Source organism: Brevibacillus centrosporus, from assembly GCF_046622605.1.
Lineage (GTDB): Bacteria > Bacillota > Bacilli > Brevibacillales > Brevibacillaceae > Brevibacillus > Brevibacillus centrosporus.
The window spans coordinates 5,438,248-5,453,070 of record NZ_CP176856.1 but is presented as its reverse complement, the minus strand read 5'-3'; the positions used below and the strand labels follow the sequence as shown (position 1 = coordinate 5,453,070).

15 protein-coding genes are annotated in these 14,823 nt (G+C 40.9%); all 15 read left to right on the top strand.

Features of this window, described 5'->3' with window-relative positions; all coding sequences use genetic code 11:
• The first annotated feature begins 72 nt into the window (after positions 1-72).
• The 15 genes from ACLIN2_RS27390 (at position 73) to fliS (ending at position 14,823) form a co-directional block, all read left to right on the top strand.
• A complete protein-coding gene (locus ACLIN2_RS27390) occupies positions 73-894 on the top strand; it encodes a flagellin (RefSeq protein WP_411502694.1) in 822 nt (273 codons plus the stop codon).
• Between the two features lie 152 nt (positions 895-1,046).
• Positions 1,047-1,649 carry a hypothetical protein gene (locus ACLIN2_RS27385; protein WP_411502693.1) on the top strand — a complete coding sequence of 201 codons (603 nt, stop codon included), beginning with the start codon at positions 1,047-1,049 and terminating at the stop codon, positions 1,647-1,649.
• Positions 1,636-3,504 (top strand): motility associated factor glycosyltransferase family protein, encoded by a 1,869-nt coding sequence (locus ACLIN2_RS27380; RefSeq protein WP_411502692.1) that lies wholly within the window; start codon positions 1,636-1,638, stop codon positions 3,502-3,504. The genes ACLIN2_RS27385 and ACLIN2_RS27380 overlap by 14 nt, the downstream gene beginning before the upstream one ends.
• Positions 3,505-3,516: 12 nt before the next feature.
• On the top strand, positions 3,517-4,527 hold the full coding sequence (locus tag ACLIN2_RS27375) for an NAD-dependent 4,6-dehydratase LegB (RefSeq protein ID WP_411502691.1): 1,011 nt from the start codon (positions 3,517-3,519) through the stop codon (positions 4,525-4,527).
• A complete protein-coding gene (locus ACLIN2_RS27370; RefSeq protein ID WP_411502690.1) occupies positions 4,524-5,705 on the top strand; it encodes a LegC family aminotransferase in 1,182 nt (393 codons plus the stop codon). The genes ACLIN2_RS27375 and ACLIN2_RS27370 overlap by 4 nt, the downstream gene beginning before the upstream one ends.
• Entirely contained in the window at positions 5,699-6,859 is a 1,161-nt protein-coding gene (gene neuC / locus ACLIN2_RS27365) for a UDP-N-acetylglucosamine 2-epimerase (protein ID WP_411502689.1), read from the top strand. The genes ACLIN2_RS27370 and neuC overlap by 7 nt, the downstream gene beginning before the upstream one ends.
• 15 nt (positions 6,860-6,874) lie before the next feature.
• Positions 6,875-7,966, top strand: coding sequence for a hypothetical protein (locus ACLIN2_RS27360; protein WP_411502688.1), 1,092 nt, complete (start codon positions 6,875-6,877; stop codon positions 7,964-7,966).
• Positions 7,967-9,058, top strand: a complete 1,092-nt coding sequence (neuB, locus tag ACLIN2_RS27355; RefSeq protein WP_411502687.1) for an N-acetylneuraminate synthase — start codon at positions 7,967-7,969, stop codon at positions 9,056-9,058.
• Complete coding sequence (locus ACLIN2_RS27350) at positions 9,042-10,037, top strand: peptidoglycan bridge formation glycyltransferase FemA/FemB family protein (protein WP_411502686.1); 996 nt, start codon at positions 9,042-9,044, stop codon at positions 10,035-10,037. Before neuB ends, ACLIN2_RS27350 begins: the two co-directional genes overlap by 17 nt.
• A gap of 10 nt (positions 10,038-10,047) precedes the next feature.
• A complete protein-coding gene (locus ACLIN2_RS27345) occupies positions 10,048-10,713 on the top strand; it encodes a class I SAM-dependent methyltransferase (protein WP_411502685.1) in 666 nt (221 codons plus the stop codon).
• A 35-nt stretch (positions 10,714-10,748) separates the two neighbouring features.
• On the top strand, positions 10,749-11,798 hold the full coding sequence (locus ACLIN2_RS27340; RefSeq protein ID WP_411502684.1) for a nucleotidyltransferase family protein: 1,050 nt from the start codon (positions 10,749-10,751) through the stop codon (positions 11,796-11,798).
• Entirely contained in the window at positions 11,795-12,490 is a 696-nt protein-coding gene (locus ACLIN2_RS27335; RefSeq protein WP_411502683.1) for a cytidylyltransferase domain-containing protein, read from the top strand. The genes ACLIN2_RS27340 and ACLIN2_RS27335 overlap by 4 nt, the downstream gene beginning before the upstream one ends.
• A 62-nt stretch (positions 12,491-12,552) precedes the next feature.
• The gene (locus ACLIN2_RS27330) at positions 12,553-12,909 is read left to right on the top strand and encodes a flagellar protein FlaG (RefSeq protein ID WP_411502682.1); all 357 of its coding nucleotides are present in this window, start codon (positions 12,553-12,555) and stop codon (positions 12,907-12,909) included.
• A 12-nt stretch (positions 12,910-12,921) separates the two neighbouring features.
• Positions 12,922-14,430 (top strand): flagellar filament capping protein FliD, encoded by a 1,509-nt coding sequence (gene fliD, locus ACLIN2_RS27325; protein WP_411502681.1) that lies wholly within the window; start codon positions 12,922-12,924, stop codon positions 14,428-14,430.
• Positions 14,431-14,445: 15 nt separating this feature from the next.
• Positions 14,446-14,823, top strand: coding sequence for a flagellar export chaperone FliS (fliS, locus tag ACLIN2_RS27320; protein WP_411502680.1), 378 nt, complete (start codon positions 14,446-14,448; stop codon positions 14,821-14,823).

Below are 14,823 nucleotides of genomic sequence, written 5' to 3'. Positions count from 1 at the left end.
ATTGTGATTGGTCTCAATTATATGTAGCAGTCACAGGGACGTGACTGTCGACAACTCAAGGAGGAACTTTACATGATTATCCAACACAATATGTCTGCTATGAACACTCATCGTCAACTGGGTGCAAACGGTGCAAACCTGGCTAAAAACGTAGAAAAACTGTCTTCCGGCTACCGCATTAACCGTGCGGCTGACGATGCTGCAGGTCTTTCCATCTCTGAGCGTATGCGCGCACAAATCCGTGGTATGGAACAAGCTTCCCGTAACTCCCAAGACGGAATCTCCTTGATCCAAACTGCTGAAGGTGCTCTGCAAACTGTAAACAACATGCTGGTTCGCATTAAAGAATTGGCAACCCAATCAGCAAACGGAACTTACGATTCCACGAATGACCGCGCTCGTCTGCAAGAAGAATTGACTGAGCTGACGAAAGAGGTTACAAACATCAAGGATACTACGAAATTCAACGGTATTTCCTTGCTTGCTAACAATGCTGGTTCGATCGCGATCCAAATCGGTCAAGAAGCTGGTCAAAAATTGACTTTGGATGCTACTAAGTTCTCTTTGGGTGGCGTATCCACTGCTCTGGAAGCATGGAGCATTGGTTCCGCTGGCGGAGCATCCAATGTATTGGCTAGTATCGACGATGTTATCAATCTGGTGAGTGCAGCGCGTTCTTACCTTGGTGCGAACCAAAACCGTTTGGAAAACACAATCAACAACCTGAATATCACTTCTGAAAACCTGACTGCTGCTGAATCCCGTATCCGCGACGTAGATATGGCGAAAGAGCAAATGCAGTTCACGAAGAACAACATCCTTACACAAGCTTCTCAAGCAATGTTGGCGCAAGCTAACCAGTTGCCACAAGGCGTACTGCAACTGCTTCGTTAATTTACATCAGAAAAAACATAGACTTCTGTCAAACAGAGGTCTATGTTTTTTGTTTTTTCATTAAGAAAATCAGTGGGGATCATTTCCTTTAATCAAGATGAAGGGTTTTTCCGATAAAGAATATAGAAGGACAAAAGCAGGGGGTATTCTACATGCGCTTAACAATTTTAAATCAGGAATTTTCATTAGATAGCCAAAAAATATCAGCAATCGATACAATCGAACTCATTCGTGAGAAAACAAAAAACTCCACACTGATTTTTAGTCATTTACGAATAGACGGAGTCGATGTATTTCATGAACATATTGAATACCTTACCGCAAATTTGGCTGAGATTGTACATATAGAAGTGATCATGGTGAAGGTTGAAGAATTAATTACGGACATGCTGGAGTCTGCTCATCAATATGTTCAAGGAGCCATTCCAGCTATAAAAGCTTTATCAGACGAGTTTTACAAAAGTGGATCTGATCAGGTGTGGGTAAAGCTAGAGCAATTAGTAGAGGGGATCCAGTTTTGCCAAGAGACATCTCAGTTTATAAAACAACAAAATGCAAAAGAATCCCATTCACAATATGAAGTTTTGCTAGACTTCACGAACGAAGTGGAAGTCCTTATGGAGGCCGTGCAACAACAAGATGCCATCCTTATAGGGGATATCTTGCAGTATGAAATCTTGCCTAAGTTTGAGCAAGTTTCAGCGGGTTTGCCACAAATTAATGCTAATGAGGTCGTTAGTAATGATCTTAATTGATAACATCTCATTTTTGAAAAAGAAATATCCAGAGGTTTGGCAAACAGTAAATGAACACCAAGAGAATCTGGATTTAGAGAATATCAGAGTAGAGATGGCGAAAAATGGGTTGCCTACCCTTATGGTTCAAACAGGTTCTATATCGAATTTTTTGCATAGCAAATATGACCCGGTTAGTGAAGCAGAGAAAGTCATTGCACAGTTTCAAAATATTGATAGTGAGAAACATGTGGTTTTCTATGGAGTGGGACTGGGTTACCATATTGAAGCTTTTATTCAGCAGCATCCTTCCACTTCTTTTAGTATCTATGAACCGAATGTTACTATTTTTACTCAGTATGCCAGTCACAGACAGATCAATAAAATAGCAAATAATAATTTAAAAAATATATACATGGGTATAGATTCGGACGTGCTCACGAAGAATCTTAAGCATCTTATTGATCATGTGAAAGCAGAAATGGTTATGATTGTCCTCCCTACTTACGAAAGGATCTTTAGCGAGCAAACCAAGTATTTTATTGAAGAATTCCGTGATAAGGTATTTTTGAAACGTGCAACCATTAGCGCTAATTTAAGCTTTGCCAAGCGCCTAACAGTAAACAGCATTATGAACATGCCGACAGCCATCCGAACGCCCAATCTACTTCATGAGAAACCGAGTGAGTTCTGTGGGAAGCCCGCTATTTTGGTCTCGGCAGGACCATCGTTGGATGTAGAAATAGAAAATTTGCGATATATAAAAGAGAATGGTCTAGCCTATATTTTTTCAGTTGGTACGTCAATCAATACGTTAATTGAGAATGGTATTGAACCTGATGCTGCGTTTACCTATGATGGCAGTGTGGAAAATCAAATGGTCTTTGAAAAGGTAATAGAGCGAGATTTAAAATCAATTCCTTTAGTTTTTGGAAGTATCGTAGGCCATGAGTTAATCCCCAAATATCCAGGACCGCTGTTGAATTTTGTTGTTGCTCGTGACTATCTTACCCCTCTTTATTTGAAACGCGAAGATGGGAAGAGTATAGATTTTGTTGATAGTTCAAAATCAATTGCCATTATCACTTTGCAGATACTTTACAAGTTAGGGTGCGATCCAGTTGTTTTGGTAGGGCAAAACTTAGCTTATTTGGGTGACAGCTGGTATTCAAAAAATATTACCTATGTTGGAAAAGTTGATGAAAAACAAAGGAAGGAGGCTATTGTTGTAAAAGATGTCGAAGGAAAAGACGTCTATACGAACAGAGGTCTTGATATGTTCCGGAAAGAAATGGAACATTATGTGAATATGTACTCTGACTTGGAGGTAATTAATACCACTAAAGGCGGAGCGCATATCGAAGGCACTACCTATGTGTCGTTAGACAAAGTGATCGCAGAAAAACTAACTGAACGAAATATCGTAAACAAAGATTGGATAAATAAACACGAAGTGAAATACGATTTACCCCATTTTCAAGAAAAAGCGAAATGGATGAATGAGCTTCAAACCAAACTTGATAATGTTTACCGTACTTTTCATTTATTGTTAGCAGACATGGAATTTGCATTGAAACGTAAAAATGCAAAGGAACTTGAGCGGTTATTCAATAAGTTCGATAAGGCATTTGATAAGCTGCAGGCTAATCATTTTTTTGTACTATTGATCCAGAGTATGAATATAACGGAATTTGAGTTTCTTATGAATACGTTTAAGGAATTGCGGTTTTCAAAAGACCCATTTGAGAAGGCGGAAAGAGTTACAGGGGAATTCCGCTCCTATTTGGACAATTGCCGGGTGGATATAGATAATGTGAAAGATATGCTTGCAGCCATGCATAAAGAAATGGAAGAATACGCTATGTGCGTGAAATAAGTGGGAGTAGCCATGAAATATAAAGGGAAAAAGATACTCGTAACCGGCGCAGATGGTTTTATTGGGTCACATCTGACGGAGGAGCTAGTGAACCGAGGGTACGATGTGAAAGCCTTCGTGTATTACAATTCGTTTAATTCCTGGGGGTGGCTGGACCATTTGCCCAAAGATGTATTGAAGCAAAGTGAGATTTTTTCAGGGGATATTCGTGATCCATATGGTGTGAAAACGGCCATGCAGGGTTGCGATGCCGTATTGCACTTGGCTGCCTTAATCGCGATTCCTTACTCGTACCACTCACCGGATACATACGTGGACACAAACATAAAAGGAACGCTCAATGTTTTGCAGGCAGCACGAGAGCTTGGCGTGGAAAAGGTGGTGCATACATCTACTAGTGAAGTATATGGCACGGCCAAATTTGTGCCTATTACAGAAGAGCATCCCTTGCAGGGGCAATCTCCTTACTCAGCGAGCAAGATCGGTGCCGATCAGCTAGCATACTCTTTCTACAGCTCATTTAACATGCCTGTTTCGATTATCCGACCGTTCAATACCTATGGTCCTCGGCAATCAGCGAGAGCTGTCATACCGACAATTATTTCTCAAATTGCTAGCGGTCAAAGAAGCATTAAGCTGGGCTCTATACACCCAACACGGGACTTTAACTATGTAAAAGACACTGTTAGCGGTTTTATTTCCATCCTGGAATCGGAGCATTCGAATGGGGAGGTCATCAATATTGGGAGCAATTTTGAGGTTTCTATTGGAGAAACAGCTCATTTGATAGCCGGGCTCATGGATATGGAAATAGACATCGTTACCGATGATATCCGATTGCGGCCAGAAAAAAGCGAAGTCGAGCGCCTTTGGGCGGACAACTCAAAAGCAAAACGAATTTTGGGTTGGGAACCAGCTTACGGCGGAGGTGACGGCTTTAAAAAGGGGTTACGGGAAACTATTGAATGGTTCTCAGACAGACAAAACTTGGCACAGTATAAGGCGGGGATCTATAACCTATGACACAGTCACATCTTCCCGAGACGATCGTTGGTATCCTTCAAGAACTGAAATCAAGTGAGAAGGAATTCCTTGCATTACATGAGCCTAGTTTTCAAATGAATGAATGGAATTACGTAAAGGAATGCCTAGATACAGGTTGGGTATCTTCTGTCGGGAAGTATGTGGATCAGTTTGAAAGCATGCTTCAGGAGTATACAGGTGCGAAGCGGGCCGTTGCTGTTGTAAATGGGACGGCTGCGTTGCATATTTCTCTGCTGCTGGTGGGTGTTCAGGCAAATGACGAGGTTCTCATACCATCACTCACGTTTATTGCAACAGCAAATGCGGTTTCGTATTGTGGAGCGATTCCACACTTTGTGGACAGTCAGGAAAGAACTTTGGGCCTAGACTCGGGAAAACTCTCCTCTTATTTGGAGGAAATAGCTGTCGTACGGCCAGAGGGGTGCTTCAACAAACATACGGGAAGACGCATAAAGGCAGTCGTCCCTATGCACACCTTTGGGCATCCGATTGAATTGGATACCTTACTAGAGGTATGTGAGAGATATCAGATCGAGCTTGTCGAAGATGCAGCTGAGTCTTTGGGGTCCTATTATAAAGGAAAGCATACAGGAAACTGGGGAAAAGTATCAGCACTTAGCTTTAATGGCAACAAAATTATTACCACGGGTGGCGGAGGAGCCATTTTGACAAATGATCAGAAACTGGGTGAAATGGCAAAACACCTGACAACTACTGCAAAAATCAAGCACCAATGGGCTTTTATTCATGATCAAGTGGGTTACAACTATCGGTTGCCAAATATAAATGCAGCACTTGGTTGTGCACAAATGGAGTCACTCTCTTTTTTTGTTGAACAGAAGCGCCGCCTGGCTGAAAGATACAAAGATGTCTTTGCCAAAATACCGGGAGTCACTTTTTTTACCGAACCTCCGTTTGCAAAAAGTAACTACTGGTTGAATGCCATTTTACTCGACGAGGCAATGACGTGTTACAGAGACGAACTCCTCGAGGTTTCAAATAAAGCTGGGGTAATGACCCGCCCAGTATGGAGTCTTTTGCACGAACTCCCTATGTATAAGCAATGTCCTAAAATGGACTTGTCAGTTGCTTTAAGCTTGGAAAAAAGAATTGTAAATATCCCAAGCAGTTCCTTTTTGGGGGAGAGATCATGCTAAAACGAAAAATCTGTATTGTAACAGGGACCCGTGCTGAATATGGGTTACTCTATTGGTTATTAAAAGAAGTGGAAAGTGATCAAAATTTACAGCTGCAGCTGGTTGTTACCGGCTCCCACCTCTCCCCTGAATTTGGAATGACGTACGAGCAGATTGAGAAAGACGGATTTACCATTAATGAAAGAATAGAGATGCTTCTTTCAAGTGATACGCCTGTTGGAGTAACAAAGTCATTGGGGTTGGCTACTATCGGATTTGCGGAAGCATTTGATCGGCTCAAACCGGACATTCTGGTTGTTCTGGGAGACCGATATGAGATATTGGCAGCAGCGCAAGCCGCTATGATAGCCCGTATCCCAATCGCGCATATATCAGGGGGAGAGACAACTGAAGGTGTTATAGATGAAGCTATTCGACATTCAGTGACAAAAATGTCTCATTTTCATTTTGTGGGCGCGGAAGAGTATCGAAGAAGAGTCATTCAGTTGGGGGAATCGCCGGATCGTGTTTTTAATTTCGGTGATATTGGGTTAGATAATATCAACAGACTGAATTTTATGAGCAAGTCAGATTTTGAAGAGAGCATAGGATTTCAATTAGGCGAGACAAATTTTCTAGTCACATACCATCCTGTGTCTCTTAGCTCCGAAAATCCTCAGCTTGCAGTAGAAGCCCTTTTTTCTGCCTTAGACAAATTCAGGGATGCGAGGGTTATTATAACAAAACCGAATGCAGACCCTGGCAGTAGAGGGATTCTGGAAATGATTGACCAGTATGCAGCCAGTCAACCAAGCAGGGTCTACGCTTGTACATCACTGGGACAAATTAGGTATCTGAGTGCAATGAGATTATCCGATGTAGTCATTGGGAATTCTTCCAGTGGTATTGTTGAGGCTCCAGCACTAGGGAAACCTACCGTAAATATTGGGAAAAGACAAAGTGGGCGATTAAAGGCTAGTTCGATCATAGATACCGGAGAAACTTGTGAAGAGATTTATAATGCTATTAATATGGCATGTTCGTTAGAATTTCAAAAGGTTGCTGCATGTACGACTTCAGTATACGGAGTTGGAAACACTTCGAAGCTAATTAAGGATTTTTTTAGCTCGGTTGATTTAGATAATATCTTAATGAAAAAATTCTATGATTTGTAAGGAATAGGTGAGGGGATGGAAAAGGAATTTCGGATAGGTGGAGAGTTCGATCTTACATGGGAACACTATCTTTCAAAGCCAACTAGCCAGGAACCATTACCTTATATTAATAATGATCACTATTTGTTTGTCGATACGGGACGATCAGCTTTGCTACTAGCCTTACTGAGAATTCGATCCTTAGGGGGAAAAGCTGAGGCTTGGCTCCCAGTCTACTGCTGTGAATCTGTCATTCTACCATTTAGGCAACTAGGATTTGAATTGCATTTTTATTCTACGGGTGAGGATCTTCAATCTCCAAGCTATCTGCCAGAAAAACTGGATGGACAAACCTTTCTTTTTATAAACTATTTTGGAATCAAAAATGAGGGAATTATTAATTGGTTAAATGACATAAATGGAAGGGATTCCTGTTTTATTATTGAGGACAATGTGCAGGCTGGTTTTAGCAATAATGTAGGGAATACTGGCGATTTCGTGATCTATAGTTATCGAAAGGTATTACCACAACCGGACGGTGCCGTTTTGGCGTACCGTGGCGAACCGGCTAGTTTTGTACTGGAAGAGCCATGTGAAGAGTTTATTTCCTCAAAGGTAATGGGAAAATTGATTCGGGCAGCTAATGGAGATGCTCACTCTTTTCTCCCATTATTAAATGAAGCAGAATCTATAATTGACGACAGAATTATTCCTCGCCAAATGTCAGCTTTTTCCCGATATCTATTCAACAGAACAAATTTTAAAGGAATAAAGGAAAAGCGGCGAGAGAATTGGCTATATATAAAGGATTTAATGGAGCAAGAATGCGGAAAAATAGGTTCCTTTAGTCAACTATTTGATAATCTCTCTGAAGACGAAGTTCCTCTCGGCTTTCCCATCCAGATACATAGGAATCGCGATGAATTAAGAAATTATCTCATAACACAAAACGTATTTTGCCCCATACATTGGCCAATAGCGGATGAGAGATTAGAACTTGAAGTGGGCAAAGCAGACAACAAATTAAGTTCCATGCTTTTAACCATCCCGATAGATCAGCGAGTGTCCAAACGGGATATTGAATATTGTGTTGATAGACTAGCTCAATTTTTAAGGAGATCGATCTGAATGGAAAGACAGAGGACATTTATTATTGCGGAGGCAGGAGTAAATCATAATGGCTCGGTAGAGATGGCAAAGCAATTGATTTTAACTGCAGCAAAGGCAGGAGCAGATGCGGTAAAATTCCAGACCTTCAAATCAGAAAAGGTTATTAGTAAATATGCTGAAAAGGCAGACTATCAAAAGCAAACTACCCAAAATGACGAATCGCAACTGGAGATGGTAAAGAAGCTTGAATTGAGCGAGGCAGACCATCAGGAATTAAAAAGATACTGCGAAGATTGCAACATTCAATTTTTATCAACCCCATTTGATTTAGAAAGTGTTGATTTACTAGTTGATAAAATGAATGTTCCTCTCCTGAAAATTCCATCGGGTGAAATAACGAATGCCCCCTTACTGCTAAAAATAGCTAAAACAAGGCTCCCTGTTATTTTATCTACTGGGATGTCTACTTTGGGGGAGGTTGAACAGGCACTTGGAGTTCTTGCTTACGGGTACACTCAAGTTGATATTCCTGGCTCGATTCAGGAGTTTCGCGAAACATTCCTAAGTGAAGCAGGACAACTAGTACTTAATAAAAAAGTGAGATTATTGCATTGCACCACAGAGTATCCAACACCATATGAGGATGTTAATTTACATGCAATGGACACTTTATCTCACGCATTTGGCTTACCAGTTGGGCTTTCAGACCACACAGAGGGAATAACAATCCCGATAGCGGCAGTGGCACGAGGCGCAAAGATTATAGAAAAGCACTTTACGCTAGACAAGGATTTACCTGGTCCTGATCACAAGGCTTCTCTCAATCCTGATGAGTTGTTTACCATGATACAAGGAATTAGACAAGTTGAAATGGCTTTGGGATCATCTGTGAAGTCACCAGCTCCTTCTGAAGTAAAGAATATAGCTATAGCAAGGAAGAGCTTGGTTGCTGCGTGCGAGATACGATGTGGGGAAATTTTTACGATAGATAACATAACTGCTAAACGCCCGGGAAAGGGAATTTCACCCATGTATTATTGGAGTCTATTGGGGAAAAAAGCAGATCGGAATTACAAGGAAGATGAGAGCATAGATGCAAATTGGATATGAGCAAGCTCTAAAAATCTATAAACAATTAAAGAACACAGAAAAATGTCCTTCCCACCATCCTTTCTACCTTCTGATTGATGCTAAGAGAAATCCGGAACTAAAACCTATCTTCTTCGTGTATGAAAAAAATGGTGAGGTCTTCTTTAACTCGTTTCATATGTCGAGGGTACCGGATTCTGATTACTTTGACCTGCAATCTCCATATGGTTACGGTGGTCCCATTGCAACTACTGAGGATGAAGCTTTTCTGGAGCGAGCTTGGCTGGAATACGAAAAGTGGTGCAGGACAAACGGTGTTCTTGCCGAGTTTGTTCGTTTCCATCCGATTTTAGAAAACTGGCGTTATTATGGAGGAGAAGTGATTCAGGATCGTTCCACAGTTTGGGTAGACCTGAACAAAGAAGATATGATGCTCGGCTATCAATCACGCGTAAGGAACATGATACGTAAAGCAAAAAAGAACGATCTCCATATAGAGTGGACTGACGCAACAGAATTCTTTCGTTGGTTTCCCAAATTGTATCAAGACCTTATGGTATCGATCGGGGCTGACGACTTCTATCTATTTTCAAATGAGTATTATGATTCTTGGAAGTCTGTGTTTGGAGCATCTTATTGTTTATGCAAGCTAAATGATGAAGTCATAGGTGCTTCTATCTTTTTCGATAATGAATTTATTATGGAATATCATTTATCGGCTTCAAATGAAGTTGCGAAAAAATTGGCCGGAACAACTTTAATGATTCATGAAGCTGCTTTACGTGCAAAAGAGCGTGGGTGCCAAAGATTGCATTTAGGCGGCGGAACAAATAGTAACCCGGATAACGCACTCTTGTACTTTAAAGCTGGATTTTCTGATAAAAAGGCTGATTTCCGAATTGGAAAATGTATTCATATGCCTGAAGAATACCGAAGTTTAAAAAATAAGTGGGAACAAAAAACAGGACTTACTTCAAATCGAGTACTGTTTTATCGATAGGAGGAAAATTATGAGTTGGGATGGGGTATGGGAAAAAATATTTCAAGAACAGGAATGGGGCAAGTATCCTGGTGAGGATTTAATTCGGTTCATTGCTAGGAATTTTTATAGCACTCCGAATAGGAGCGAAATAAAACTCCTGGAGGTAGGGTGTGGTCCCGGGGCAAATCTTTGGTATGCCGCAAGAGAGGGTTTTACCGTTTATGGAGTAGACGGTTCGGCAACTGCCATAAATAGAGCTTCAAACAGACTAGAACGTGAATGTCCAGGTTGGTCGGGAGAGTTAGTGGTGGGAGACATTCTTCAGCTTCCCTTTCCAGATGATTTTTTTGATGCAGTTATCGACAGTGAAGCGGTTTATTGCAATTCTTTCAGGCATTCTCAAGAGATATACAATGAAATGGCCCGAGTAACGAAAAAGGGTGGCAAACTATTCTCCAGGACATTTGCGACGGGTAGCTGGGGAGATCAAACTGGAGAAAAAGTTGAGCATAACTCGTATCTTGTCAATGAGGGGCCACTTGCGGGAAAAGGAGTTAGTAGGTTTACAGACTACAAAGAAATACATGAGTTAATTCAGCGCTTTGAAATTAGTGAAATTCAATTAATTACTCGAAAGTATATGGCAATTGATCGTGAAGTAAAAGAATGGGTTATTACTGGCGAAAAGAGATAAAGTACGACAGTTTATCATAAAGGTGTGAGACATCGATGAAAGATTGGAAAAGTATTATGATTGGTCCCGAGGCTCCCATTCTACAGGTAATCGAAATTATAGATACCGGAGCCAGGCAATTGGCTTTGATCGTCGATGAGAATCAACGTTTGCTGGGAACCGTTACCGATGGGGATATTCGCAGGGGGCTTCTAAAAGGTAAGCTTCTTAGTGAGCCAGTGTCACTGGTTATGAATACTTATCCAACTGTAGCGTCTCCATTTGATACACGTGAAAATATATTGGCCTTGATGAAAGTAAGGCAGTTGCACCAAATACCTGTCGTAGATGAGGAGGGGCGAGTTATTCATGTAGAAATGCTGAATGATTTACTACGCCCCAAAAGAAAAGAAAATGCAGTTGTATTGATGGCGGGTGGGTTAGGGACCCGATTGCGCCCATTGACCCAAGAATGTCCAAAGCCCCTATTAAATGTGGGAAATAAACCACTATTGGAAACGATTCTGCTCAATTTTATAGAATATGGCTTCTATCGCTTTTACATCTCTGTAAATTATAAAGCCGATATGATTAAAGAACACTTTGGGGATGGATCCAGATGGAATGTACAGATAGAGTACATTAATGAAGAGAAAAGCTTGGGAACAGCAGGAGCTCTTAGTTTATTACCTGAGCCACCTTCACTTCCATTTTTTGTAATGAACGGAGACTTGCTCACAAAGGTGAATTTTGAACAATTACTGGATTTTCATATAGCACACCAAGCAAGTGGGACGATGTGTGTGCGAGACTATGATTACCAGGTCCCTTACGGGGTGGTGAAAGTAGACAAGCAGCGGTTAATAGGTATTGAAGAAAAGCCGGTTCAGCGATTTTTTGTGAATTCTGGAATTTACGTCTTGGATCCGGATGTAGTTGGCTTGATTCCATATAACAGTATTTTTGACATGCCAAGCCTGTTTGACGTGTTAATGAAACAGAATAAAGAGACAATCGCCTTTCCAATCAGGGAGTATTGGCTGGATATCGGACGTATCTCAGATTTCGAACGAGCAAATATAGAGTTCGAGGAGGTCTTTGGATGATACAAGGGAGTACGGTTCTAGCCATTATTCCTGCTCGAGGTGGGTCAAAGGGAGTTCCACGAAAGAATATCAAGCTTCTTGCCAGTAAGCCTTTGATTGCGTGGACGATTGATGAGGCGAAAAAATCGACATATATAGACCGCCTAATTGTCTCCACGGATGATAAGGAGATAGCATCCATTTCTGCCCAGTATGGATGTGAAGTTCCGTTTATGCGTCCACCTGAATTAGCAAAGGATGATACTCCAGGAATTGAGCCTATTTTGCATGCGATGAAGCTACTAGGTGCCTACGATTACGTAGTATTACTACAGCCAACTTCTCCACTTCGCACAGTGGAGGATATAGATGGATGTATCGAAAAGTGTATGGCAACATCGGCAAAGGCTTGTGTATCGGTCACAGTTTCTGATAAAACACCATATTGGATGTATCATTTGTTAGCGGATAATACCATGAAACCGTTGATTGAGTCTGATGGACGGATCAATAGAAGGCAGGATGCACCGGATGTATACGTGCTGAATGGAGCGGTATACGTCGCACAAGCAGATTGGTTATACAAAAGCCGATCATTTGTAGAGAGGGATACAATTGGATACCCAATGCCAAAAGAACGCTCCCTTGATATTGACACAAAAATGGATTTTCTGGTAATTGAGGAACTTCTTAAATCAAAAATAGTAACCTAGTAAATTCCCGAACAAATTATTCCGATACATCTACTATAGGGATAATTTAGGGAGGGTATGACGTGAGTATCGGTGGGAATAGTTCGATTGGCCCAAGCATCTCAGGATATTCGGAAAAAGTGCTAACAGGTTCAACAACTAGAGATACGGGCGGGTCAAGTGAGTTTGTACCAGTTGATCCAGCTACCAAAAAAGAAAATCGCAAAGATATTGAAAAAGAATTGGAGAATCTTAATAAGTTTCTACAGCCAAGCAGTACGCATCTTAAGTTCACATTACATGAGAAACTAAACGAATACTACGTACAAGTGCTGGATGGGAATGATCAAGTCGTTCGAGAGATTCCGTCTAAAAAAATAATGGATATGGTTGCAAATATGCATGAAGCGCTAGGAATTTTATTCGATGAGAAGAGATAGGAGGTAGTCATTATGGGAATTCGTATTAGTGGTATGGCATCCGGGATGGATACTGAAAAAATAGTTAAAGATTTAATGAAGACACAGCGTGAACCCTTGAATCGTTTAACTCGACAAAAGTATGTGAATGAATGGAAGCGGGATGCCTATCGTGATTTAAACACGGTTCTGGCTGATTTGCAGACTTCGATTAACAGCATCCGATATGCAGCAAATTTCAGTAAAAAAATAGCTACATCGGAAAATGATGCGATTGTGTCTGCAAAAGCTACTGGCTCTCCAAAGTCATCTTCCTATGCGATTGAAGTGACACAATTGGCAAAGGCTGAAATGCCTGCAGCAGTTGCACTTTCCATCGATCCTAGCATCACGAGTTCCGGCCAAGAAATAGGTTCTGCTTTTAAATTTACTATTGAGGGTACAACGATTAATGTAGCAGCTGACGATACGATCGATAAAGTGATTCAATCCATCAACGGAGCGGGAATAGGTGTTGAAGCTCAATATGTCGATAATAAGCTGGTGATTAAATCGGCAGCGAATGCGTCATCGGGAGCTATTCTGGGAGATAATAAATTCTCTGTACAGGTGGTTGCTGGGTCCGGAGACGGTAGTAAATTAGGTATGACTACAACTCCGATTGATTCGAGCGAGCGTACGGCAGGTCAATCAGCGATTGTGAAAATCAATGGTGTGACACAGACTGTTACTAGTAACACAGTAAAATATGATGGCATGGAATTTACCATTAAACAAACTAACCAAAATAATCCTATTTTGGTTAGTACTAGAGCGGACGAGGACGCAACCTTTAATTCTATCAAGGGATTTATAGATAAATACAATGCTGCAATTGAAGTTATTAACAAAAAAATATCTGAACCAAAATATAAAGGATATAAACCTCTGTTAGATGAGGAAAAGGAAGCACTTGGCGAAAAAACCGCTGAGAAAATGGACGGTATGGCCAAAAGTGGAATATTGCTCCGAGATCCGATTTTAACAAGTGCATTGAATGAAATGCGCCGTTCGATTAGCACGAAACTGTCTGGCACAGGTGTGAATGCTTCCTTTGATACCCTTTCGGAAATTGGAATTGGAGGAGCTCCAGCAGGAAAAAATGCCTATCTAGAAAACGGGAAGCTTTATATTGATGAAACAAAATTGCGGGATGCTATTACGAACAATGGTGATGATGTCATCAAATTGTTTACCAATTTTAGTTCTAGCACTGATAAGACTGTGAAATATAACGAGAGTGGAATCGCAGATCGTTTGTTTAATAATCTATCAAAAGCAATTAAGGATGTCACGAAGGAAGCGGGTAGCGCTACTTCTGTTTATGACGATAGCTATCTTTCACGGGAAATTACGAGGAATGATGAGGATATTGCGGTTTGGGAAGATCGATTGAAAGTAATCGAGGACAGATACTATAAGCAGTTCGCGGCAATGGAAAGTGCCATGTCAAAAGCGCAGTCTCAGGGACAATGGTTCGCAAACATGCTGGGGCAACAATAACAGGGAGAGATGCAGATGTTACAAAATGCTGCTCAGACATACCAAAATAATCAGGTAACAACGGCTTCTCCTGCTGAATTAACTCTTATGCTTTATAATGGTGCTTTAAAATTTATTAAGCAGGCAAAAGTTTGCATGGAAGAAAAAAATGTGAGTCAGGCACACGAGTGCTGTTTGAAGGTACAAAATATCTTGTACGAATTAATGTCTACTCTGAATAACGAGTATGAAATTTCTAAGGAATTACAGAAATTGTACGATTATCTGTTACATCGAATGATCGAAGCTAATATACAAAAAGATACAGATATTTTAAACGAGGTAGAAGGATTTTTTATAGAATTTCGGGACACGTGGAAGCAAGCCATGATCCTCGTGAAAAAGCAAGGGTGA

Excerpts from the sequence above, each read along its gene's own strand:
- fliS (WP_411502680.1), top strand. The coding sequence starts at position 14,446 with ATGTTACAAAATGCTGCTCAGACATACCAAAATAATCAGGTAACAACG.
- ACLIN2_RS27350 (WP_411502686.1), top strand. The coding sequence starts at position 9,042 with ATGCAAATTGGATATGAGCAAGCTCTAAAAATCTATAAACAATTAAAG.
- neuB (WP_411502687.1), top strand. The coding sequence starts at position 7,967 with ATGGAAAGACAGAGGACATTTATTATTGCGGAGGCAGGAGTAAATCAT.
- ACLIN2_RS27375 (WP_411502691.1), top strand. The coding sequence starts at position 3,517 with ATGAAATATAAAGGGAAAAAGATACTCGTAACCGGCGCAGATGGTTTT.
- ACLIN2_RS27345 (WP_411502685.1), top strand. The coding sequence starts at position 10,048 with ATGAGTTGGGATGGGGTATGGGAAAAAATATTTCAAGAACAGGAATGG.
- ACLIN2_RS27340 (WP_411502684.1), top strand. The coding sequence starts at position 10,749 with ATGAAAGATTGGAAAAGTATTATGATTGGTCCCGAGGCTCCCATTCTA.
- fliD (WP_411502681.1), top strand. The coding sequence starts at position 12,922 with ATGGGAATTCGTATTAGTGGTATGGCATCCGGGATGGATACTGAAAAA.
- ACLIN2_RS27390 (WP_411502694.1), top strand. The coding sequence starts at position 73 with ATGATTATCCAACACAATATGTCTGCTATGAACACTCATCGTCAACTG.
- ACLIN2_RS27335 (WP_411502683.1), top strand. The coding sequence starts at position 11,795 with ATGATACAAGGGAGTACGGTTCTAGCCATTATTCCTGCTCGAGGTGGG.
- ACLIN2_RS27385 (WP_411502693.1), top strand. The coding sequence starts at position 1,047 with ATGCGCTTAACAATTTTAAATCAGGAATTTTCATTAGATAGCCAAAAA.
- ACLIN2_RS27360 (WP_411502688.1), top strand. The coding sequence starts at position 6,875 with ATGGAAAAGGAATTTCGGATAGGTGGAGAGTTCGATCTTACATGGGAA.
- ACLIN2_RS27370 (WP_411502690.1), top strand. The coding sequence starts at position 4,524 with ATGACACAGTCACATCTTCCCGAGACGATCGTTGGTATCCTTCAAGAA.
- neuC (WP_411502689.1), top strand. The coding sequence starts at position 5,699 with ATGCTAAAACGAAAAATCTGTATTGTAACAGGGACCCGTGCTGAATAT.
- ACLIN2_RS27380 (WP_411502692.1), top strand. The coding sequence starts at position 1,636 with ATGATCTTAATTGATAACATCTCATTTTTGAAAAAGAAATATCCAGAG.